General features: G+C 68.6%; 22 protein-coding genes. 13 read left to right on the top strand and 9 right to left on the bottom strand.

Features of this window, described 5'->3' with window-relative positions; all coding sequences use genetic code 11:
• Positions 1-224 precede the first annotated feature (224 nt).
• The 6 genes from E3N94_RS10385 to paaA are packed head-to-tail and all read right to left on the bottom strand — an operon-like array spanning position 225 to position 4,837.
• A complete protein-coding gene (locus E3N94_RS10385) occupies positions 225-998 on the bottom strand; it encodes an enoyl-CoA hydratase/isomerase family protein (protein WP_104102554.1) in 774 nt (257 codons plus the stop codon).
• A 48-nt stretch (positions 999-1,046) separates the two neighbouring features.
• Positions 1,047-2,198, bottom strand: a complete 1,152-nt coding sequence (gene paaE, locus E3N94_RS10380; RefSeq protein ID WP_134341838.1) for a 1,2-phenylacetyl-CoA epoxidase subunit PaaE — start codon at positions 2,196-2,198, stop codon at positions 1,047-1,049.
• A gap of 2 nt (positions 2,199-2,200) precedes the next feature.
• Complete coding sequence (gene paaD / locus E3N94_RS10375) at positions 2,201-2,719, bottom strand: 1,2-phenylacetyl-CoA epoxidase subunit PaaD (protein ID WP_241986095.1); 519 nt, start codon at positions 2,717-2,719, stop codon at positions 2,201-2,203.
• 2 nt (positions 2,720-2,721) lie between these two features.
• Complete coding sequence (paaC, locus tag E3N94_RS10370; RefSeq protein WP_104102561.1) at positions 2,722-3,552, bottom strand: 1,2-phenylacetyl-CoA epoxidase subunit PaaC; 831 nt, start codon at positions 3,550-3,552, stop codon at positions 2,722-2,724.
• Positions 3,549-3,854, bottom strand: coding sequence for a 1,2-phenylacetyl-CoA epoxidase subunit PaaB (gene paaB / locus E3N94_RS10365; RefSeq protein WP_104102564.1), 306 nt, complete (start codon positions 3,852-3,854; stop codon positions 3,549-3,551). The genes paaC and paaB overlap by 4 nt, the downstream gene beginning before the upstream one ends.
• Positions 3,854-4,837: a 1,2-phenylacetyl-CoA epoxidase subunit PaaA gene (paaA, locus tag E3N94_RS10360; RefSeq protein WP_104102566.1), complete on the bottom strand. Its 984-nt coding sequence runs from the start codon at positions 4,835-4,837 to the stop codon at positions 3,854-3,856. The genes paaB and paaA overlap by 1 nt, the downstream gene beginning before the upstream one ends.
• Positions 4,838-4,953: 116 nt before the next feature.
• Between paaA and paaI the strand changes: the two genes are divergently transcribed.
• From paaI to E3N94_RS10325, 7 genes are all read left to right on the top strand, one after another.
• Positions 4,954-5,388, top strand: coding sequence for a hydroxyphenylacetyl-CoA thioesterase PaaI (gene paaI, locus E3N94_RS10355; RefSeq protein WP_104102568.1), 435 nt, complete (start codon positions 4,954-4,956; stop codon positions 5,386-5,388).
• 24 nt (positions 5,389-5,412) lie between these two features.
• Positions 5,413-6,732, top strand: coding sequence for a phenylacetate--CoA ligase PaaK (gene paaK / locus E3N94_RS10350; protein ID WP_233191500.1), 1,320 nt, complete (start codon positions 5,413-5,415; stop codon positions 6,730-6,732).
• A gap of 74 nt (positions 6,733-6,806) precedes the next feature.
• A complete protein-coding gene (locus E3N94_RS10345) occupies positions 6,807-7,442 on the top strand; it encodes a TetR/AcrR family transcriptional regulator (RefSeq protein WP_134570192.1) in 636 nt (211 codons plus the stop codon).
• Positions 7,443-7,496: 54 nt separating this feature from the next.
• Entirely contained in the window at positions 7,497-7,895 is a 399-nt protein-coding gene (locus E3N94_RS10340; protein WP_104102727.1) for a hotdog fold thioesterase, read from the top strand.
• Positions 7,896-7,905: 10 nt separating this feature from the next.
• On the top strand, positions 7,906-8,250 hold the full coding sequence (locus tag E3N94_RS10335) for a winged helix-turn-helix domain-containing protein (protein ID WP_104102573.1): 345 nt from the start codon (positions 7,906-7,908) through the stop codon (positions 8,248-8,250).
• 71 nt (positions 8,251-8,321) lie between these two features.
• Positions 8,322-8,834, top strand: coding sequence for a universal stress protein (locus E3N94_RS10330; RefSeq protein ID WP_233191501.1), 513 nt, complete (start codon positions 8,322-8,324; stop codon positions 8,832-8,834).
• Between the two features lie 9 nt (positions 8,835-8,843).
• The gene (locus E3N94_RS10325; RefSeq protein WP_134570191.1) at positions 8,844-11,600 is read left to right on the top strand and encodes an HAD-IC family P-type ATPase; all 2,757 of its coding nucleotides are present in this window, start codon (positions 8,844-8,846) and stop codon (positions 11,598-11,600) included.
• A gap of 94 nt (positions 11,601-11,694) precedes the next feature.
• Here the strand turns inward: E3N94_RS10325 and E3N94_RS10320 are convergent, their stop codons facing one another.
• The gene (locus tag E3N94_RS10320) at positions 11,695-13,821 is read right to left on the bottom strand and encodes a DEAD/DEAH box helicase (RefSeq protein ID WP_134419700.1); all 2,127 of its coding nucleotides are present in this window, start codon (positions 13,819-13,821) and stop codon (positions 11,695-11,697) included.
• Between the two features lie 262 nt (positions 13,822-14,083).
• Between E3N94_RS10320 and E3N94_RS10315 the strand changes: the two genes are divergently transcribed.
• The 3 genes from E3N94_RS10315 (at position 14,084) to E3N94_RS10305 (ending at position 16,911) form a co-directional block, all read left to right on the top strand.
• Complete coding sequence (locus tag E3N94_RS10315; RefSeq protein ID WP_134419702.1) at positions 14,084-14,563, top strand: GNAT family N-acetyltransferase; 480 nt, start codon at positions 14,084-14,086, stop codon at positions 14,561-14,563.
• 62 nt (positions 14,564-14,625) lie between these two features.
• Positions 14,626-15,747 (top strand): FUSC family protein, encoded by a 1,122-nt coding sequence (locus E3N94_RS10310; RefSeq protein ID WP_134570190.1) that lies wholly within the window; start codon positions 14,626-14,628, stop codon positions 15,745-15,747.
• Between the two features lie 138 nt (positions 15,748-15,885).
• Positions 15,886-16,911 carry an alpha/beta hydrolase gene (locus tag E3N94_RS10305; protein ID WP_166790095.1) on the top strand — a complete coding sequence of 342 codons (1,026 nt, stop codon included), beginning with the start codon at positions 15,886-15,888 and terminating at the stop codon, positions 16,909-16,911.
• Positions 16,912-17,101: 190 nt separating this feature from the next.
• Here the strand turns inward: E3N94_RS10305 and E3N94_RS10300 are convergent, their stop codons facing one another.
• Positions 17,102-17,866 (bottom strand): IclR family transcriptional regulator, encoded by a 765-nt coding sequence (locus E3N94_RS10300; RefSeq protein WP_104102587.1) that lies wholly within the window; start codon positions 17,864-17,866, stop codon positions 17,102-17,104.
• 115 nt (positions 17,867-17,981) lie between these two features.
• On the opposite strand from E3N94_RS10300, the gene hutH reads away from it, so the two are divergent.
• From hutH to E3N94_RS10285, 3 genes are all read left to right on the top strand, one after another.
• Positions 17,982-19,532, top strand: coding sequence for a histidine ammonia-lyase (hutH, locus tag E3N94_RS10295; RefSeq protein ID WP_104102589.1), 1,551 nt, complete (start codon positions 17,982-17,984; stop codon positions 19,530-19,532).
• A 165-nt stretch (positions 19,533-19,697) separates the two neighbouring features.
• Positions 19,698-21,383, top strand: coding sequence for a M23 family metallopeptidase (locus E3N94_RS10290; RefSeq protein WP_134570188.1), 1,686 nt, complete (start codon positions 19,698-19,700; stop codon positions 21,381-21,383).
• A 152-nt stretch (positions 21,384-21,535) separates the two neighbouring features.
• Positions 21,536-21,838: a DUF4913 domain-containing protein gene (locus tag E3N94_RS10285; protein WP_104102593.1), complete on the top strand. Its 303-nt coding sequence runs from the start codon at positions 21,536-21,538 to the stop codon at positions 21,836-21,838.
• A 37-nt stretch (positions 21,839-21,875) separates the two neighbouring features.
• Here E3N94_RS10285 and E3N94_RS10280 read toward each other — a convergent pair whose 3' ends face one another.
• Entirely contained in the window at positions 21,876-22,067 is a 192-nt protein-coding gene (locus E3N94_RS10280) for a hypothetical protein (protein WP_104102596.1), read from the bottom strand.
• Positions 22,068-22,124 lie beyond the last annotated feature (57 nt).

The following is a 22,124-nucleotide window of genomic DNA, read 5'->3' as shown; positions in this document are numbered from 1 at the left end:
TTCGGCTTCAAATCACCCGACGCCCTCATCGCCCTGGCCATGCTCAGCCTCGGCGGCCACAAACCCGCACTCCCCGGCCGGGTTTAACCCACGGATGAAGCAGGAGAGCCGAGATTTTGCCCGAAACGGCCCCAGAACCTTCGGGAACCGCCTTTTTCCCAGAATCTCCGTCGAATTGGTTCGACGCGGGCGGCAGGGACGGGCCAGGACAGGGACGCGACGGGTCAGTCGCGGCCTGTGAACGCGGGCTTGCGCTTCTGCTGGAAGGCGGCGAAGCCCTCGCGGTAGTCAGCGGTGTCGCAGAGGGCCGCCTGCGCCCGGTTCTCGGCGGCGACGCTCTGCCAGAGGCCGAGCCGGTCGTCCCGGAGGGCGCGCACGAGCTCCTTGCTGGCGAGGAACGCCTGAGTCGCCCCTTGTGCGGCCCGTTGGGCGGCCGTCAATGTAGCATCCGTCACCTCGTCGGCCGGGAATGCCTGGCTGAACAGGCCGGCGGCCACGGCCTCCGCGCCCGACATGAGCCGGCCGGAGTAGATCAGGTCGAGAGTGCGGTGCGCGCCGAGCCGGTCGACGAACAGGGCATGGCCGCCGGAGTCGAGCGTGGCACCGAGGTTCGCGAACGGGGACCCGATCTTCGCGGTGTCGGCGACGTAGACGACATCCGTGGCGATCAGCAAGCCGAGGCCAACCCCGAGGCAGGCCCCGGTCGCGGCGGCGAAGGTGGGCGCCGGGAAGGCGCTCATCCGCTGCAACAACGGCGTGACGAGTCCCCCCAGGAAACCCATCACATCGTCGTCGCGCGGGTCGACGCCCGAGATGTCACGGCCCGCGCAGAATGCGCGGCCCTCGCCGCGCAGCGCGAGGGCGCGCACGCCGGCCGCCTCCGCGGTCTCGTATGCGGCCGCGAGCTCGGCCAGGCCGGCCTCGTCGAGCGCGTTCAGCTTGTCGGGGGCGTTCAGGACGACGTAGGCCACGTCGTCCCGGATGGACAGCTCGATCACGGGAACCGCTTTCTGCGCTTGCGCGCCATACCTGATGGGCGAGTGGCGCTACACGTCGTAGTCGACGACGACCCGGTCGGTCGTTGGGTGCGACTGGCAGGTGAGCACATAGCCGCGGGCCAGTTCGTCCGGTTCGAGGGCGTAGTTCTCGGTCATCGTGACGTCACCGCTGACGAGCTTGGCGCGGCAGGTGCCACACACTCCCCCAGCGCAGGCAAACGGAACGTCCGGCCGCACACGCAGGGCGGCGTTCAGGATGCTCTCCTTCGCGTTGACGGGCGTGGTCACCGTGGCGCTCTCGCCGTCGAGCGTGAACTCGATCTCGAAGGTCTTGTCACCGATTCCGACGACCACCGGCCGCCCAGTGTCGCCGACCGCGTGCGTCGGCTCCCCCGTCGTGAACAGTTCGAACCGGATGTGGCCCGGTTCGACGTCCACGCTCTCCAGCGTGTCGCGGCACAACTGCACCAGTTCGAACGGCCCGCAGAGGAACCACTCGTCGACGGCGTTGGGACGGATGATGCTGGCCAGCATCAGGCGCAGCTTCTCCTCGTCGATCCGGCCGGAGAGCAGGGCGGAGGAGCGAGACTGGCGCGAGAGCACGTGGTGCAGTGCCAGCCGGGCCGGGTACCGGTCTTTCAGGTCGGCAAGCTCGTCGAGGAACATCACGTCGAGCGCGGTGCGGTTTGTGTAGACGAGCGTGAAGCGGGAGGTCTCCGAGCGTTCGAGCACGGTGTGTGCGAGCGACATCAGCGGCGTGATGCCGCTGCCGGCGGCGATGCCGACGATGTGCTTGTCGTCCAGAGTGTCCAGCGCGGTGGTGAACGTGCCCTGCGGGCTCATCACGTCAAGGCGGTCCCCGGCCCGGAGTTCGGTGTTCGCCCAGCTGGAGAAGACCCCGCCGAGGTCGCGCTTGATCGCGACGCTGACCGAGCCGAGCGCGTGCGGACGACAGATCGAGTAGCTGCGGCGCAGCTCCCGGCCGCCGATCGTGGCGCGCAACGCCAGGTGCTGCCCGGGGTCGTAGTCGAACTCCCCCTGCAGCGCCTCGGGAACCAGGAAGGTCACCTCGACGCTGTCCTGGGTGAGCTGACGCACCTCGCCGACGGCGAGGGTGTGGAACCGGGCGCGGCGCTTTGTAGGCTCGGTGGCAGGGTCGAGAACGGCTGAATCGGTACTGCGCAGATTGAGTGCGGCCATGGTTACAACACCTTGAAGTAGTCGAACGGTTCGAGGCAGTCCCGGCACTCGTAGAGTGCCTTGCACGACGTCGAACCGAAGCGGGCGAGTTCCCGCGTATTCAGTGAGGAGCAGCGCGGGCACTTGACCACGAGTTGGAGCCGGACGGTGCCGGTCGGGCGCACGCCGGAGTGGCCGGTCGGGGCAGCGATGCCATAACTGACCAGCTTCGCCTTGCCCTCCTCGCTCATCCAGTCGGTGGTCCAGGCCGGGGCGAGCACGAGTTCGACGGTGACGTTCTGGTAGTGGGCATTGGTGAGGGCCGCCCGGACGTCGTCGCGCATGGCCTCCATCGCGGGGCATCCGCTGTAGGTCGGCGTTAGGATGACGTGGGTTCCGTCGGCCGAAACGGCGACCGACCGAAGCACTCCCAGATCTTCAATCGTGAGCACGGGGACCTCCGGGTCGCAGACCTCGGCGGCGATGTCCCAGGCCTTCTGCGACGCCGCGTCGCCCGGACGCGGACGGGCAAGGGAGGCCACGGTCACCATTTCGCGCCGGGGTGCGCCCGCGCCAGCACCTGCATCTCGGCGAGCAGCGGCCCGAGGTTCTCGGAGTGGTCGCCGCGGCGCCCGCCCCCGGAGGAGATGAAGCCGCGGGGAACCTCGAGCTCGGCTTCGGCGAGCACGGGGAACATGGCGCTCAGGACTGAGGCCTGGAGAGAGGACGGCCGCACGGCGACGCCCTCGAGCCGGTCGATCAGCGGCTCGTCGACGAAGAGCTCCTCCACGAACGGCCATAGGTCGGAGAGACCGGTGATCATGCGCCGGCGGGATTCCTCGGTGCCCTGAGCGAGGCGCAGCACCCACTGGATGGAATGGTCGCGGTGGTAGTCGACCTCCTTGACGGCCTTGGCCGCTATCGCGGCGAGCGTCGCATCCGTCGACTGCATCAGCGCGCTGTAGAGCTCGAACAGGTAGTGCGCCGCGATGAACTGACGGGCGATCGTGTGCGCGAAGTCACCGTTGGGCTGCTCGAACAGGTGCGCCGAGCGCCACTGGGGTTCGTCACGCCAGTACGCCAGGTCGTCCTCGGTTCGGCCGGATTCGGCCCCGGCGTAGTGCAACAGGGAACGGGCGTGCCCGATCAGGTCGAGGGCGATGTTGCCGAGAGCGATGTCCTCTTCCAGCTCCGGGGCGCGGGAGATCCACCAGCCCAGGTTCTGGGCCAGCACGAGCGAGTCGTCGCCGAGCCAAAGCGCGTATTCCGCCACGTCGTGCGAGGCGACGGATGCCGCTTCGACCAGTTCCGCGGAGAGCTGGACCGTGTCGACGTCGACGTGGCCGTGGCCGTCCTGCTCGATGGTGTCGCTCACAGGTGCTTCACCCCTTCGCTCTTCGTGTAGTAGCTCGCGTGGCGGTAGTTCTTGCCGGCGGGCGATTCGAAGAAGGCACCCTTCGCATCCGGATCGCTCGTGGTGATCGCGTCGGCAGGCACGACCCAGATCGAGACGCCCTCATTGCGGCGGGTGTAGAGGTCACGCGCGTTGCGCACCGCGAGGGTGGCGTCGGGGGCGTGCAGGGAACCCACGTGGGTGTGGCTGATTCCGCGGCTGGAGCGCACAAAAACCTCCCAAAGGGGCCAGATCTCCTTCTCGGATGCACCGGGAGCGCTCATTATGCGACCGCCTTCACGCCCTGCTTGGCGGCGTACGCGGCAGCAGCCTCACGCACCCACTGACCCTCGTCGTGCGCGTCGCGGCGGCGCTGGAGGCGCCTGGCGTTCGCCGGTCCGCGGCCCGCGAGCACCTCGTGGAATTCGGTCCAGTCAATTTCGCCCATGTCGTACGCACCCTTTTCTTCGTTCCAGCGCAGGTCCGGGTCCGGCAGCGTCACACCGAGCACCTCGGCCTGCGGCACGAGCATTCCGACGAAGCGCTGGCGCAGGTCGTCGTTGGAGAACCGCTTGATGTTCCAGGCCATCGACTGCGCAGAGTTGGGCGAGTCGTCATCGGGCGGCCCGAACATCTGCAGGGCCGGCCAGTACCAGCGGTTGACCGATTCCTGGGCCATCTCGCGCTGGGCGGGCGTGCCTTTCATCAGCTCGAGCAGGATCTCGAAGCCCTGCCGCTGGTGGAAAGACTCCTCCTTACAGATGCGCACCATGGCGCGCCCGTACGGACCGTAGGACGCGCGGCAGAGCGGCACCTGGTTGCAGATCGCGGCGCCGTCGACGAGCCAGCCGATGGCGCCCATGTCGGCCCAGGTGGGACTCGGGTAGTTGAAGATGGAGGAGTAGCGCGCCTTGCCCGCGATGAGCTGGTCCGTCATCAGGTCGCGGCTGATGCCGAGAGTCTGCGCGGCGGAGTAGAGGTAGAGACCGTGGCCGGCCTCGTCCTGCACCTTGGCCAGTAGGATCGCCTTGCGCTTCAGGCTGGGCGCCCGGGTGATCCAATTGCCCTCCGGCTGCATCCCGATGATCTCGGAGTGCGCGTGCTGGGAAATCTGGCGGATGAGGGTCTTGCGGTAGCCGTCCGGCATCCAATCACGCGGCTCGATTCGCGAATCGGCGGCAATCAGGTCGTTGAACTGCTGCTCCTCGGCAGACACCGTGGCGGCGCTGTCCGGGGCGATAGCGTAGGGAACTGGCGGGATTGTCATCGTTGACTCCTGGGTTTGGCGAACTTTTACCAACCGATCGTTCAGTTAGTATATGGTTTCCCTACGACCCCCACAACCATGCGTTGCGGCCCGCGGAACTCAATGAGGAGAACCACATGACGGAAGTTTTACCGCCCTCCAACGGGGCCATGATGGAGAACGACCGGGCATCGGCCGCACTCGGCATGGTCGTGCACGCCTCAGAGCCCGGCCGCGCGGTCGTCTCCATGCTCCTGCGGGACGACATGATGAACGGCTTCGACGTGACGCACGGCGGGATCGTCTTCGCTCTGGCCGACACGGCGTTCGCGATCGCCTGCAACGACGACCACCACGTCACGCTCGCGTCGGGCGCCGACATCACCTTTCTGAAGCCCACCGCCGCCGGGCAGACCCTCACCGCGACCGCCGTGTTGCGCACCAAGAGCGGTCGCTCCGGACTTTATGACGTGCGCGTTGCCAACGAGCACAACGTACCGGTGGCGGAGTTTCGCGGGCGCAGCCGCACCACCAACTTTCCCGTGCCTGGTTCCGTCGCTCCTCTACTTTAAATCCGCATTCCACCAGGAGGCCTCATGTCAACGATGACCAAGACCCGCTTGCACGCCCCGGCCCAGGATGAACTCGATCCCGAGGAGCGGATGTCCCGTGACGAACTGCAGGCGTTACAGCTGACCCGGCTGCAGAAGACCGTACGGCTCGCCTACCAGAACGTTCCTCTCTATACCCGCAAGTTCAACGAGGCCGGAGTGCACCCGGACGACATCCGCACCCTGGACGATGTGGCCCTGCTGCCCTTCACGACCAAGGACGACCTGCGCGTCTCCTACCCGTTCGGCATGTTCGCGGTGCCGTTGGACCAGGTCGCGCGCATCCACACCTCCTCCGGGACCACCGGGCTGCCGACCGTCGTCGGCTACACGAAGAAGGACCTCAGGATGTGGGCGGGCCTGGTGGCGCGCAGCCTTCGCGCCTCCGGCGTGCGGCCCGGCATGCGCGTGCACAACGCGTACGGTTACGGCCTCTTCACCGGCGGCCTCGGCGCGCACGCGGGCATCGAAGCGCTGGGCGCCACCGCCATCCCGATGTCCGGCGGCCAGACCAACAAGCAGGTCAAGATGATCCAGGACTTCGAACCGGACGTCATCATGGCCACGCCCAGCTACCTGCTGACGATCACGGATGCGATGGTCGCGGCCGGCATGGACCCTCGCTCGTCCAGCCTGAAGGCGGGCGTGCTCGGCGCAGAGCCGTGGACCAATCAGATGCGGCTCGAGCTGGAAGACCGCCTCGACTTCGACGCGCTCGACATCTACGGGCTCAGCGAGGTGATGGGCCCGGGCGTGGGCAACGAGTGCATCGAGACGAAAGACGGACCGCACCTCTGGGAGGACAACTTCCTGCCCGAGGTCATCGACGGCGACAGCGGACTCGTGCTGCCTGACGGCACCCAGGGTGAGCTCGTGTTCACGTCGCTGACCAAGGAAGCTTTCCCGGTCATCCGTTACCGAACCCGCGACCTGACCCGCCTGCTGCCCGGATCGGCGCGCCCCGGCATGCGCCGGATGGAGAAGATCACGGGTCGCAACGACGACATGATCATCCTGCGCGGCGTCAACCTGTTCCCGACCCAGATCGAGGAGATCGTGCTCAGCATCCCGAGCCTCTCCCCGCACTTCGTGATCGAGCTGACCCGGCCGAACCGGATGGACGAACTGACCGTTCGGATCGAACGGCACGAGCACGCCAGCGATGTCGCCTCCGACATCGCCTCAGCGCTGCTGATCCATAAGATCAAGGACCTGATCGGGTCCAGCGTCAACGTGTTGATCGTCGAACCCGGCACGCTCGAGCGCAGCACCGGCAAGCACAAGCGTGTCTACGACCTGCGCTGAGTCTGCCGCACAACCCGCGCAGTCACGGGCCGGTCGTTCCTCCGGAAACCCGGCTCGTGACAGACTTCTCGATTATGTCTGAACCAGCCCTGGTCAAGCGTGGCCGCCCCGGATACGACCAGCCCGCCATTCTCGAGGTGGCGGTCGCCGCCTTCAACGAGTTCGGTTACGACGCCACCTCGATGGGCGTGCTCGCGACCCGCCTCGGCCTGTCGAAATCGGCGATCTACCACCACTTCACCTCGAAGGAGGAGCTGCTGGAACAGGCTCTCGGCGAGGCCCTCGACGGACTCGAAGGGGTGCTGCTCAAGCAGAGCGCCCAGTGCGGCCCGGCCATCGACCGGCTCGCCGCGGTGCTGCGCGGAGCCGTGGAGGTGCTCACCTCCCGGCTGCCCTACGTGACGCTGCTGCTACGGGTGCGCGGAAACACGGATGTCGAGCGCGCCGCGCTCGCCCGCCGCCGCTTATTCGACCGGGCCGTATCCGCCCTCGTGGTGGAGGCCCGCGATGAGGGGTCCCTGCGCGGCGACATCGACCCTCGGATCGTGACCCGGCTGCTGTTCGGCATGGTGAACTCGATCGTGGAGTGGTACCGGCCGGAGGGGCCGGAAGATGCCGGTCAACTCGCCAACGATGTGCTCGCGGTGGCGCTCGACGGGCTGCGGGTGGCGCCGGGCTCGCGGGTCTCGGCGAGCTCGACCACCGAATAGAGGAGACACGTGAACGAGAACTGGAAGATCACGCTCGGCGAACTTGACGAGAAGATGGGCGTGACCATCCTCGAGCAGTCCGCGGAGCGGGTCGTCGCGACGATGCCGGTGGAGGGCAACCGGCAGTCCTTCGGGCTGCTGCACGGCGGGGCATCCGTCGCCTTCGCCGAGGCTCTCGGCTCGTGGGCTGCCGTGATCCATGCGGGCCCGGGGCGAAGCGCGGTGGGCCTCGACATCAACGCGACCCACCACCTCGCGGCGCGGTCGGGAATCGTGACCGGGGTGGCGACGGCCATCCGGCTCGGGCGCACGATCGCCTGCCACGAGATCGTGATCAGCGACGACCAGGGCCGTCGGTTGTGCACCGCGCGCATCACGAACCTGATCGTCGACGCGCCCGACCGGCCGCCGTTCGTGCCCCGGGCGCAAGACGGCGCGACACCGGTGGACTAATCTCACTTACATGAACGCATCGGACCCTGACCAGGAGCCCCGGCCCACCCCCGGGAGCGACGCCCGCTGGACGTTCCTGACCAACCACGCACACGTTCTCGTCACGATCGCGCGGGATCCGCAGTGCCGGATGCGCGAAGTGGCCTCCCGGGTGGGCGTCACCGAGCGCGGGGCCCAGAAGATCATCGCCGATCTCGTGGCGAGCGGTTACATCACGAGAACCCGGGTCGGGCGGCGCAACAGCTACCAGATCGCCCCCGGGCGACCGTTCCGGCATCCGGTGTCCGAAGGACACGAACTCGACGAGCTGCTCGCCGTGCTCGTGCCGGTCCCACCCCCCAAGTTGGACACCTGAACGGCAGTTCGCTAATCTGGGAGTGTTCTGATCGTTCTTCCTCATTCATCCCCCAGTTTGGAGAGTCCGCCGTGAGCACCGAAGGCACCACCCCTGCAGGCACACCGGAAACCGCCGAGGCGTCCACGCCGGCGCCGTCGCCAGCCGGCAGCATCGTCGTCGGCCACGACGGCTCGGCCTTCGCAGACCACGCGCTCAGCACGGCGCTCGGGCTCGCCGATCAGTTGCACGCCCCGGTCGTGATCGTGCGCGCCTGGTCAATCGACACCGCCCCCAGGCCCGCGAACTGGGAGTTCGGCTACGTGTCGACGTTCGCCGAATACTCGGAGGCGGTTCGGGCCGCACTGATCGAGGACACCGCTGCGCTGGTGCATGCCTTCCCGAACGTGACCGTCGACTACCGGGCCGTGCATGCGGGGCCTGCCCGCAGCCTGATCGAGGTGTCGCGTGAGGCGCGGATGCTCGTGGTCGGTTCCCGCGGGCGCGGCAACCTGGCCGGACTGTTGTTGGGCTCGGTCAGCGACCAGTGCACCCGGCTCTCGGTCTGCCCGGTGCTGGTGACGCGCAAACGACCGAATCGCTGACCCAGACGGATGCCCACCACCTCTCCCGCAGCGGCGGCCACCGAGCACGCCGCCTGGCACACCCTCTCGGCCGCTGAAACCACGGCGGCCCAGGACGTCGACGCCCGCGCCGGGCTCGCCGCATCCGAGGTCGACGACCGCCGTCGGCGATACGGACCGAACTTGCTGCGTAAGCCGAAACGCGTGCCGACCTGGCGCAAGATCGTGCGCCTTCTCGGCGAGAAGATGACGATCGTGCTCCTGGTGGCCGCGGTCGTCAGCGCCGTCGTCTCGCAAGAACTCGAGACACCGATCGTAATCCTGGTCGTGATCATCCTCAACACCGTTCTGAATTATGTGCAGGAGCGGAGGGCCGAGAGCAGCCTCCAGGCGCTGCAGCAGCTGTCGGAAGGCAAGGCCGTCGCTCGGCGGGACGGAACCGAACTCGAGGTGCAATTCTCCGATCTTGTGCCGGGCGACATCGTGCTCCTCGATGCCGGGGACTCCGTTCCGGCGGACGGTCGCATCATCGAGAATGCCGGCTTGCAGGTGGCCGAGGCGACCCTGACCGGGGAATCCGAGCCGGTCGGGAAGACGATTCCCGCTCTGGACGATGCGGAACTGCCGCTCACAGACCGCACCAACATGCTTTTCATGAACACCCTGGTCACTCGCGGCCGCGCCACCATGGTGGTCACCGACACCGGCATGGGCACGGCCGTCGGCGGCATCGCGGTGCTGTTGAACGAGGTGAAGAACGACAAAACACCGTTGCAGCGGAGGATCGACCAGCTGGCCCAGCTGCTCACCGTGGCGGCGCTGGTCGTGGTGGCGATCGTCTTCGTGCTGGGCCTCCTGCGCGGGGACTCCTGGACCGAGCTGCTGATCACCGCCGTCTCGCTGGCCGTGGCGACCATTCCTGAGGGTCTCACCGCGGTCGTCGCGTTCACCCTGGCGATGGGCGCCTCCCGGCTGGCCGCCCGAGGCGCCATCATCAAGCAGCTCTCGGCGGTGGAAACCCTCGGCAGCGTCAGCCATATCGCCACCGATAAGACCGGCACGCTGACCATGAACGAGATGACGGCCCGCCGACTGCACACCCATGGCCGCGATTTCCGCATCACCGGCGAGGGCTACTCCACCGACGGCCGGATCCTCACCGGTGATGACCGGCCCCTGCCTGACCTCACCGAGGCGTTCCTAACCATGGCCCTGTGCAATGACGCCGTACTGAACGACGGCGTGCTGGTCGGCGACCCCACCGAAGGAGCCCTGGCCGTTCTCGCCGAGAAGGGCGGCATCGACGTCGCAGCTGCGAGGCGGACCCACCCCCGGGTAGCCGAAGTGCCCTTCGACTCCGACTACAAATTCATGGCCACATTCCACCGGCCGGCAGAGCCGACGACCGGACTGCCGCGACCGCCCGGACACCGCTGCTTCGCCAAGGGCGCACCGGGCGCACTGCTGCCCCTGACCGACTCGGTGCTCACCGACGACGGCATCCGCCCTCTCGATGCCACCATGCAGCAACGAATCCACGACACCATCCAGGAACTGGCCGGTGAGGGCCTGCGCACGATCATGGTCGCCGGACGCACCCTCGACGCCGGCACCGTTCCGGGCGACGACTCGGGTCGCTCCCTGGTCACCGGTCTGACCCTCTACGCCATCGTCGGAATCGTCGATCCACCCAGGGTTGAGGCGGCCAAGGCCATCGCGGTGGCGCTCGGCGCCGGCATCCGCGTGCACATGATCACGGGCGACCATCTCGTGACGGCCTCGGCCATCGCCCGCAACCTGGGCCTGCCCGGAGAGGCTGCTGCCGGTCCTACGCTGGACGACCTCGACGATCACGCGCTCGCCGCGCGGGCCGCTGACTACGGGGTACTCGCCCGGGTCACCCCGGCCCACAAGATCCGGGTGGTCAGGGCGTTGCAGGCCGGCGGCAATGTCGTTGCAATGACCGGTGACGGCGTCAACGACGCGCCGGCCCTGAAGCAGGCCGACATCGGCATCGCCATGGGTATCACCGGCACGGATGTCTCCAAAGGCGCCGCAAACATGATCCTCACCGACGACAACTTCTCCACGATCGTCGCCGCGGTGCAGGAGGGACGCGGCATCTACGCCAACATCCTGAAGTTCGTCAGGTTCCAGCTGACCACGGCGTGGGGATTCGTGCTCATCTTCCTGATCGCGGGCGTCACCGGGTGGGCCGCGGGCGCGCCGTTCACGGCGCTTCAGATCCTCTGGGTCAACATCATCATGGACGGCCCACCCGCACTGGCGCTCGGCTTGGATCCGGCCGAACCCGGAACGATGAGCTGGCCTCCGCGCCCGTCCGACGAACCTCTGCTCACTCGGGACAGGATGCTGCGTATTCTCGGGCTTGGCCTCGTCATGGCCGCGGGAACCCTGACCGTGTTGACCCAGGCGTCCGCCCTGTTCCCGGACAGTGCGGGCAACGCGGCCTTCGCCACCACCCTCGCGTTCACGACCTTCGTCTTCTACCAGGTGTTCAACCTGCTCAACGTGCGCTCGGACACCCACTCCGTCTTCTCACTCCAGACGTTCACCAACCGCAGCATCTGGCTGGCACTCACCGCCGTGATCATCCTGCAGGTCCTCGTGGTGCAGATGGACGTGCTCCAGGGACTCTTCGACACGACCTCCCTCACGTCGGGCCAATGGGGTCTGTGCGTGCTGGTCGGGTCGTCGGTGCTCTGGATCGAGGAGGTCCGAAAAGCCATCGTGCGGGCAGCCGGGCATCGCGCAGCTCGCCGCTGAGACCTGCCCGACCCGCAACGCGAGAAGGGGCATCCACCGTGACGGCGGATGCCCCTTCTCGCGTTATTTCAGGAGGTGCTGGAGTTGCTGCCGACTACATTCCGGCGAGGTCGCGCACCGACGTGTCGCCGGGGGCCGCGTTCGTGAAGGAGGCCTCGATCTCGGCGCGGCCCAGCAGCTCATCCATGCGGCGGCGACGCTGCTTCGGGATGAGCGTGACGACGGTACCGGACTTGCCGGCGCGCCCGGTACGACCGGAGCGGTGCAGGTAGGTCTTGTACTCGTCGGGAGCGTCGGCCTGGATGACCAGGTCGATGTCGTCCACGTGGATGCCGCGAGCCGCGACATCCGTTGCCACCAGCACGTTGACGCGACCGCTGGTCAGCATCTGCAGGTTGCGGGTGCGGCGAGCCTGGTTCAGGTCGCCGTGCAGGCTCGTGGCCTTCACGCCGGCGTCTTCGAGCTGCTCGGCGAGCTGTTCGGCGTAGGCACGGGTGCGCGAGAAGATCAGCGTCTTGCCCTGGCGGTCGACGAGCTGGCCGATGATGGCGCTCTTGTCGCGGTGCTCGATGACGAGCACACGGTGGTCGATGGTGGAGGAGGCCTGATCTTCGCCGGCAACCTCGTGCACGGCCGGGTTGACCAGGAATTCCTTGACCAGCGAGGCGACGCCCTTGTCGAGGGTGGCCGAGAAGAGCAGCTTCTGGCCGCCCTTCTTGGTCTGACGCAGGATGCGCTGAACCGGCTCGAGAAAGCCCAGGTCGCACATGTAGTCGGCCTCGTCAAGGACGGTGACGACGACCTCGCTGAGGTCGAGGCGACCCTGCTCGATGAGGTCTTCGATGCGACCGGCGGTGCCGATGATGATGTCCACGCCGCGCTGGAGGGCGCTGACCTGGCGGTACTGCGGAACGCCGCCGTAGATCTGGGTGGTGAAGAGGCCGACGCTGCGGGCGATGGGCTGGATGGTGCGGTCGATCTGCAGGGCCAGCTCACGGGTCGGGGCCAGAATGAGCGCGCGGGGCTTGCGGGCCATCTTGCGGTCCTTGGCGCCGTTGTTCTCCAGCAGCTTCTCCACGAGGGGAGCGCCGAAGGCAATGGTCTTGCCGGAACCGGTCTTGCCACGGCCGAGCACGTCGCGCCCGGCGAGTACGTCCGGGATGGTCGCGGCCTGGATCGGGAACGGCGCTGCGGCACCGAGGGTGGCGAGCTCGCGCACGATGTTCTCACCGAGGCCCAGGTCGCCGAAGGTCACGCCGACGACTTCGGCAGCCGTCGTCGCGATGGCTTCGAGGCGCTCAAGCACGACGTCGTCACCAGCGGCGAAGTGCGCCTTGGTGTCGCGGTCGGGGTAGAAGTTGCTGGAGTGGCCGCCATCGGACGCCGAGCGGGCCGGACGCGCCGGACGGTCGGAGTTCGAACGCTCGGAACGGTCGTAGCCGCCACGCTCGGTGCGGGCCGGACGGTCGCCGTAGGACGAACGGTCGTTGTTGTTGTACGCCGGACGATCCGTACGCGGGGCACGATCGCCGTAGGAGGGTCGGTCGTTGCCGTAGGACGGACGGTCCGTGCGCGAACGGTCGTTGTTGTACGCCGGACGATCCGTGCGCGGGGCTCGGTCGCCGTAAGAGGGTCGGTCGTTGCCGTAGGACGGACGGTCCGTGCGCGGACGGTCGTTGTTGTACGCCGGACGATCCGTACGCGGGGCACGGTCGCCGTAAGACGGACGGTCGTTGGTATACGCCGGACGATCCGTACGCGGGGCGCGATCGCCGTAGGACGGACGGTCAGTGCGCGGACGGTCGTTGTTGTACGCCGGACGATCCGTACGCGGGGCACGGTCGCCGTAGGACGGACGGTCAGTGTTGTACGCGGGACGGTCGCTGCGGGGACGGTCGCTGTTGTACGAGGGGCGGTCTCCGCGCGGGGCGCCACCAGAAGAGGGACGGTCGCTGCGGTTCGGGCGGTCGCCGTAGGCGGGGCGCTCGGAGCGCTGGCCGTAGGCCGGGCGGTCGTTGCCGGCAGGGCGGCCGTTACCGTAGGCCGACCGGTCATTGCCTGCGGGGCGGCCGGCGGCACGGTCGGCCCGCTCGCCGGCGTTCCACCGGGCTTTCTTGGGTGCACCCTCGGCGGCGTTGTGGCCGCGGTGTCCGGGGCTCTTGCTGCCGCCCTTGGACGGTCCACCCTTGGCGGAGTACTTGGGATCGAAGTTCTTAGGCATGAAGAATGTTCCTGGGTTGTATTGGGTACATGGCAGAACAACGCCGCACACGCGACGCAACCTGAGAACCCGGGCAGTCTATGGCCGGGGCCGTTCACATACAGTGATTTTTCACCAGCGGATTACTGGAAAACCGGCCCATCCTGACTTACAAACCCATCCGCGCACACAAAAAAACACACGGTGTCAAGAGCCGACCTGTCTACGTTACCTGATCGATGCCGCAATGTCACGGATCACCTTCACCGCTTACTCTGTTCACATGCTGACGACCATCAACATTGAGTCCCCGCGGCAGCCGGAGATCGCCGAGTTGCTGCGACTGAGCGGCGATTACGCCCACTCACTGTACCCACCGGAGAGCAACTTTCTGCTCGACGTCGACGAGCTCGAGCAGCCGGGTGTCGCCGTGTACGTCGTGCGGGATGCGACGGCCCGCGCCCTGGGGATCGCCGCGCTGGTGGGTGGGGCCGGTACGACCAGCGCGGCGGAGCTGAAGCGCATGTTCGTGCACCCCGACGCCCGGGGCCGCGGCGTGGCCGCCCGCCTGCTGGCGGGGATCGAGACGGATGCCGCGGCCCGCGGCATCCGAGAAATCGTGCTGGAGACCGGACCGGAGAGCTATGCCGCGCTCTCCTTCTATCGGAGCGTCGGCTACCGGGAGGTTCCCCTATTCGGTCAGTACGTGGGCGAAGCCTTCAGCGTCTGCTTTGCCAAGACGATCCCGGGAACCCTGCCATGACCCGGGATCGGGCAGCCGCCGGCACTTTGGCGCAGGTGAGTGTGCATCGCGCACGGAGGACGGTGTCCTGGCTGGGAGTGGCCGCGACCAGCCCGAGAATCGTGCAGGCGGTCAAGGCCGCCATCGCCGTCGCCATCGCCTGGTCGATCGCGCCGTTGCTGCCTGGTGTGGCGGATGACTACCCCTACTACGCCCCGCTGGGCGCGCTAGTGAGCATGTACCCGACGCTGATGAGTTCGGTGCGGAACGCCCTGCAGACCCTGGGCGGCCTCACCGTCGGAATCCTGCTCGCGGGGGCGGTCATCGTTCTGAGCGAGCCGAACGTTCTCACCATCTCGCTCGCGGTCGGCGTCGGCGCCGCGATCTCGGCCACCGGCTGGTTCGGCGCCAGCCGGGAGTACATTCCGGTGACGGCGCTGTTCGTGCTGATCGTCGGCGGGCCGAATGCCGACGGTTATTCCATCGGGTATCTGGTGCAGATGACGCTGGGAATCGCGATCGGCCTCGCCGTGAACCTCCTCTTCTTTCCGCCGTTGGCCTTCGAAGCCGTCGGCCAGCAGCTGATCCGCTTTCGCCGCACCCTGGCCGACCAGCTCTCGGAGGTGGCCGACGCCCTGGCCGACAGCTGGCCGCCTGAACGGGACGGTTGGGCCTTCCGCAGTCAGGAGCTCGTGGCGGTCGGCCGCGCGGTGCGCGTGGCGGTCAGTCACGCCGATGACAGCCGCAAGGGCAACCCGCGCGCCCGCGTGCATCAGCGGGATCTTCGCTCGGACTACGACGAGCTGTCGGCCCTTGAGGACGTGACCTTCCACGTGCGCGACTTGACGGAGGTGCTGGCCGCGGCGGTCTGGGGTCAGCCGGTCCAGCTCGAGTTGCACCCCGAGTTGCGGCCGGCGCTCGGCCGGACCTTACACGCCGCGGCCGCCGTGCTGCGGGACTGGGACACGGATGATGACGAGCAGGCGGCATTCGCCGAGGCGGGTGCCGCTCTGACGGACCTGATGACCGAGCTGGACGAGCGGCGAAACTCTGCCCCGGTGATGTCGCTGGGGGTCGCGGCGACGGTCGCGATGGACGTCACCCGCATTCTCACCGCCCTTCGGCCGCATATCCTGCCGGAGGCCGACGAGGGCGACCAGGCCGACGAGGCCAACGCCGCCCCGGGCCCGACGCCGACGCGCTAATCCAGGCGAGGACGCCCCGCCCCGTTCCCGGACGGGATTCGGTGCGGCGCGAGAAACGAATTAGTCTCGATGCACTACCCGCAGCTCGGAGCACACGTGAACACCGGCCCACGCCATCCCCGATTCGGCTCGCATCGCATGCGTTTTCTGACGATTGCCGGAGCGGTGAGCATCGCCGTGGCTGCGACGGCCCTCCTCGGCGGCTTCCGCCCCCAGCTGTATTCCGTGACGCCCGACGAACCCGGCGACCAGCGCAGCGAGCTCGTCACGACCCAGGTCGTCGGCATCCGAACGTTCGAGCGGCCAGGTGGCATCACGGTCGACGAAAATGTTGAGTACGGCACCCAGGCCGACGGTGCCGTGCTCACTCTCGACGTGTGCTCGCCGGCGATCACCCCCGCTGCGGAAACGACCCTCGAGGCGGCGCCGCCGGTCGTGCTGTCCTCGGAGGACGCGGCGGCCGCGCTGCGTCCGGCCGTCATCTCCATCCACGGCGGCAGTTGGGCTCGAGGCGACAAGGGCAACAGCGACTGGCGCGCAGTCTGCGCCTGGCTCGCCTCCGAGGGATTCGTCGCCTACTCGGTGAACTACCGGATGGTACCGGATGCCGTGTTCCCCGCCGCGCTCGACGACGTCGCCCTGGCCGTGGAGTGGGTCCGCGACCCCGTCAATGCGCAGACCCACGGCATCGACCCGGACCGGATCGGCGTGTTCGGCGGCTCGGCCGGCGGCAACCTCGCCGCACTGCTCGGCACCCGCGGTTCCGGGTCGCTGACCACGGGGGCCCGGGTCGCCGCGGTCGCCGAACTCTCCGCGCCGCTCGACCTCAGCCACAAGGCGCTCGTCACGGGCCGGGCCCCCGCGGGGCTGCAGAACATTGTGCGCGACTACGTCGGCTGCGAAACCCTGCGCGACTGCGCCAATGCCACAGCCGCGTCGCCGGCGAGCACCCTTGACCGCAGCGATCCGCCCGTATTCCTCGGCTCGTCGACCGACGAGTACATTCCGCTGTCGCAGGCCACCGGGTATGCGGCGGCACTCGAACGCTCGGGCGTCGCCCACGAGCTCGTGACGGTGCCGGGAACGCTGCACTCGATCGGCATCCTCGACGCAACCATGCGCGAGAAGGTAGCTGCCTTCCTGCACACGACGCTCGGTGAGTAGCCGCGAGGCCGTCTGGCGGCGGCGGGCCGGCGATGCGGCGCGTCCTCGCGGCGCAGGGTAGGGAAGCGGGCACATGTTCTAACGTGCGCCCGCCTCCACAGGGTGCGCCGCGAGCGTTGTGGAGGCCGCGAGCCACGGCAGGCAGCGCGGAGGCGGGGAGCCGAGGGCAGGCAACACATGCGCCGCAGGGCTACGTGCCGCGGATGCGCCGGGAGAGCTGCGCGGCGGTGCCGCCGAGCTGCGCGGCGAGCGCCGGCCAGTCCACCTCGGCGATGCGCTCGCGTGGGAAGGTGACGGCGATGCCCGCGGCGGGCCAGCCCGCGTGGTCGCGCACGGCCACGGCGACGGATGCCATCCCCTCCGTGATCTCCCCGTCCTCCAGGGCATACCCGTCTCGGCGCACCTGTTCAAGCAGGGTGCGCAGCTCCGCCGTGGTGCGTGGTCCCCGGCCGTGGCGCGTGGCGAAGGCGGCGGCGTTGGGGTACAGCGCCCGCAGCTGGGCTGCCGGCAGCGCGGCGAGGAGCGCACGCCCGCTCGCGGTGAGGTGGCTCGGGAGGCGCACGCCGACATCCGTCACCAGCGACGGGCGACGGGGGGCGCGCTCCTCGACGAGGTAGATCACGTCGCGCCCGTGCAGCACGACGAGGTGGGCGCTCTCACCGAGCCGGTCGACCAGCGCAGCGACGAGCGGACGGCCAAGGTGTGAGAGGGGCTGCTGCCGGGAGAAGCCCGAGCTCAGCTCGAAGGCGGCCAGGCCGAGGCCGTATCGCTGTTCCTCGGGCAGGTGCACCACGAAGCCCTGATCGGCGAGCACCGCGAGCAGGTCGTAAACGCTCGAGCGGGGCAGGCCGAGGGCCGTGGCGATCTGGGACGCCGGCACCGGGCCACGCTGCGTGGCCAGATGGGAGAGGATGCGCAGCGTGCTTTGCGCCGCCGGAACCTTCGACGGGGTCATGCGCCTGCCTCCCGTGAACGGTGTGCGTGAACGGCACCGCTGAATGTCCGGTATCCCGGACAGCATCCACTCTAATCCCGTCGTGCAGGCGGTCCGGCTGGTGTCGAATCGGAGTATGAACCTCGCTAGCGCATCCGTCACCGTGGGTACCGGCCCGATCTCGTTCGCCGACGTCACCGCGGTGGCCCGCCACGATGCGCCCGTCCTGCTGCCCGCGGCGGCGCGTGAGGGCGTCGCCTCGACCCGCCGCATCATCGAGGGACTCGCGCAGGACGTGCACCCGCACTACGGGATTTCTACCGGCTTCGGGGCTCTTGCGACGACGTTCATCGAGAGCGACCGCCGCGCCCAGCTGCAGGCGAGCCTGGTGCGCTCGCACGCCGCGGGCAGCGGTCCCGAAGTCGAGCGCGAGGTCGTGCGCGCGCTGATGCTGCTACGCCTGTCGACTCTGATGACCGGGCGCACCGGCGTGCGGCCCGTGGTCGCCGAGACCTACGCGGCCCTGCTCAACGCCGGGATCACCCCCGTCGTACACGAATACGGCTCGCTCGGCTGCTCGGGCGACCTCGCACCGCTCGCGCACTGCGCGCTCGCGGTGATGGGCGAGGGGCTGGTGCGGGATGCGTCCGGCACCCTGATGGACGGCGGTCTGGCCCTGGCCGCGGCCGGCATCACCCCGGTCGTGCTGGCCGAGAAGGAGGGGCTCGCCCTGATCAACGGCACCGACGGCATGCTCGGGATGCTCGTGCTCGCCCTCGCCGACCTGTCCCGCCTGCTCACGACCGCCGACATCGCTGCGGCCATGAGTGTCGAGGCCCTCCTCGGCACGGATGCCGCCTTCGCCGCCGACCTGCAGGCCCTCCGCCCCCAGCTCGGCCAGGCCACGAGCGCGGCCAATCTGCGCGCGCTGCTGGCCGGTTCCCCGCTGCTCGCCAGCCACTCCGGTCCCGACGACCCCACCGTGCAGGACGCCTACTCCATCCGCTGCGCCCCGCAGGTGCACGGCGCCGCCCGGGACACGATGGACCACGCCGCCCTGATCGCCGGCCGCGAGTTGGCCAGCGCGGTTGACAATCCCGTGGTCACCCTTGACGGCCGGGTGCAGTCCAACGGCAACTTCCACGGCGCCCCGGTGGGCTACGTGCTCGACTTCCTCGCGATCGCCGCCGCGGACGTCGCGAGCATGAGTGAGCGGCGCACCGACCGCCACCTCGACGCGAACCGCAACAAGGGACTGCCGCCGTTCCTGGCGCACGAGGTCGGCGTCGACTCGGGGCTGATGATCGCCCAGTACACCGCCGCCGGGATCGTGTCGGTTTTGAAGCGGCTGGCGGTGCCGGCATCCGTCGACTCGATCCCGTCGTCGGCCATGCAGGAGGACCATGTGTCGATGGGCTGGGCGGCCGCCCGCAAGCTGCGGCACTCGATCGACGGCCTCGGCCGGGTGCTCGCGATCGAGGTGATGACGGCGTCGCGGTCGCTCGACCTGCGCGCGCCGCTCACTCCCGGCGCGGCCACCGGCGCGGTGCGGGCCCTCGTACGCACGGTGGCCGACGGCCCCGGCCACGACCGGTTTCTCTCCCCCGAGATCGAGGCGATCGTGGGCCTCGTGGCGTCGGGCGCGGTGCGGGATGCCGCGGCGGGCGTGGTCGGGCCGCTGGCCTGAGGCCCCGCAGGCGTCGCAGGGCAGCACGGCATCCGGGCTGCGTCAATCGCTTGTCGGCCCCTCGGGCCCATGTCATGATGTGACCCGCTAACCCGTTGCAACCGCCCCGGGATTGCCCGTCGATACCCTGAATCGATGCCCTGAAACAGTGAACTGCGGAGACTCATGAACCTCTCCCCCCGATCTCGTCTCCGCCTTTCCCTGCCCCCGGTCCCGCCGCGGTACCTGGCGACGCCGCTCGCCGCCGCCGTCATCGTCGCCCTCGCGATTTTCGGGACACCCACACGGTCCCTCGCCGACGACGCCCCTATTGCTGCAACGGAGGATCCGGCTGCCGCGGTGCCCGCTGTCCCTGAGACATGTCCCACGCTCCTCTCGACGAATGCCCCGCCGGCCGCGGATCCGGTCGACTCGGTCGCCGCGCCCTGCCCCATCAATGCGCCGACTTCTTCCTCGGTGCCGACGCTCACCCCGACACCCGTCCCCGAGCCCGAGCCCGAGCCCGAGCCCAAACCAACAATCACCCCTACCCCCACGCTCGAACCGGCACCGGCTCCAGCCCCCACCACGGAGCCGACGGGTGAGCCGACCCCGACACCAACACCAACACCCACCACTCCCCCAGCGTCCGGCGAAGAGCCGTCCGCACCCACGAAGCCTGAACCGTCCGCCGAGCCGACTGCACAGGTACCGGCACCGGCACCGGCAGAGCTGACCGCGGATGCCGGATCCGCCTCAGCCGATCGAGCTGCAGCAGCAGTAGAAGTAGCGCAGGCCGCCGCCTTCTCAGCCCAGCAAGCGGCCGCGGCCGCCCGCACGGCCGAGGCCCAGGCATCCGCCGCCCGGGCAGCAGCAGCAGACGCCCGAACGGCCGCCGCCGCCACTCAGGCCGCCTACGACGCAGCGAAACTGGCCTACGCCGGGGCAAAGGCCGACTATGACGCCACTGTCGTTCAGGCCGATCTGGTGCGCGACCACGGCGCCGACGCCGCCGCCAGGGCCGAGGCATCCCGGCGGGCGCTGGCGACGCTCGTTCGCGCCACCCTGCAGCGATCGGGGCCCGAGGCCGTGGACGTGCTGCTCGCGGGCAGCAGCGACGGTAATGATTTGCTCACCCGGCTCGCCACGCTCGAAAGCCTGGACCGGCTCACGAACAGCCTCGAAGAGGTGCAGGCCCAGGTCGACGCCGACACGAAACGTGAGAATGCGCTGCAGGACCAGGACGCCGCACTTCGGGCAGCGATCGAGGCCATCCCGCTCGCCGACACCCGCCTCGCTATGGAGGGCGCCCAGCAGGAGCTCGATGCGGCCTCCGCTAAGGTGGCCGATCTCGCGGCGAGCACGCCGGTCGCCCTGGTTCTGACACCGCTGCCCAACCTGGTTCCCGCGGCCGGCACCGACGACTTCGGCGGCCGGCTCCGAGGCCAGCCGAGCAGTGCGGGCTGGGCCGCGCCGGCGGTCGGCTCCCTGACGGATGCCTTCGGTCCCCGGCACGATAAACCGCTGCCTGAGGTGAACGACTTCCACGGCGGCACCGACATCGGCACGGCGTGCGGGGCGGCCGTCTATGCGGCGAGCGCGGGGGTCGTGGCCACGGCAGCACCTCTGGGTACCTACGGCAACTGGATCCTGATCAACCACAGCAACGGTATCGCCACCGGCTACGCGCATCTTGCCGAAGGCCAGACCCTCGTGAGCGTCGGCGAGACGGTCATCGCCGGGCAGGTCATCGCGAGCGTCGGCAGCACCGGGGCCTCCACCGGCTGCCACCTGCACTTCGAGGTGCGAACGGACGGCACCGCCGTCGACCCGCAGCCGTTCCTGGTGCAGCGCGGCGTGCAGTTCGGCTGAGTGCCTCGTGAGCGCGCCAAACTGGGGTCGTTTACGCCCGACGCGGCCGCGCGTGCCGTGCAGATAAACGCCGACCCAAACCACTACATGATCAACTTGGCAGCACATGGCGGAGCACGACGACTGCGACTCGACCGAGCATTGACGAGGCCATGGTCGACGTCCGCCAAATGTTCCTCGACTGGCTCACCAGCCACCTCGCCACTGTCGAGGTCGTCGGAACTAAACCCATACCGTGGTGCGCCCATTGGTGGCTCCACCCGGGAGAAGTCGCCCGGTTCAAGGCCCTCTGGCACGCCATCATTCAAGCCGACGCCAGCGTCATGGACGGCGACCCTGAGCAAGGACACCTCTACCGCCGCAAGGGCACAACCGCCAGGATCGTGCCCGCGTTGATGCCGCCTAAGGCGTGGAATTCTAGCGGGACGCACCGCAGCGACAGTCTCGATACTTAGGTTGTTGCACCCCTGAGATTCCGGGCCAGGTGCCCGATCATTTGTCGACGAGGGTGTTTTCGAAGCTATAGAAGTCGGGCGCGTAGCAGTGCTGCCCGAACTCGCCTGCACGGCCGGAGTTCTCAAACGCTGTCCGCGTCATGGTCAACACCACTGCGCCCTTGGGCAGGAAAAGGAGCAGCGCGCTCTCGGATGCGTTCGCTGCGATGCGCTGCTTCGCGACTGACATAGTCACGCCGCGCGAGCCGGGCGAATGCCTGGCCGACCCGTCCAGGTCCCGCAGGGA

The organism is Cryobacterium sp. Sr3, assembly GCF_004402835.1.
Classification (GTDB): domain Bacteria; phylum Actinomycetota; class Actinomycetes; order Actinomycetales; family Microbacteriaceae; genus Cryobacterium; species Cryobacterium sandaracinum.
Note: the sequence above shows the minus strand (reverse complement) of the source record. Positions and strands in the feature narration are given on the sequence as shown.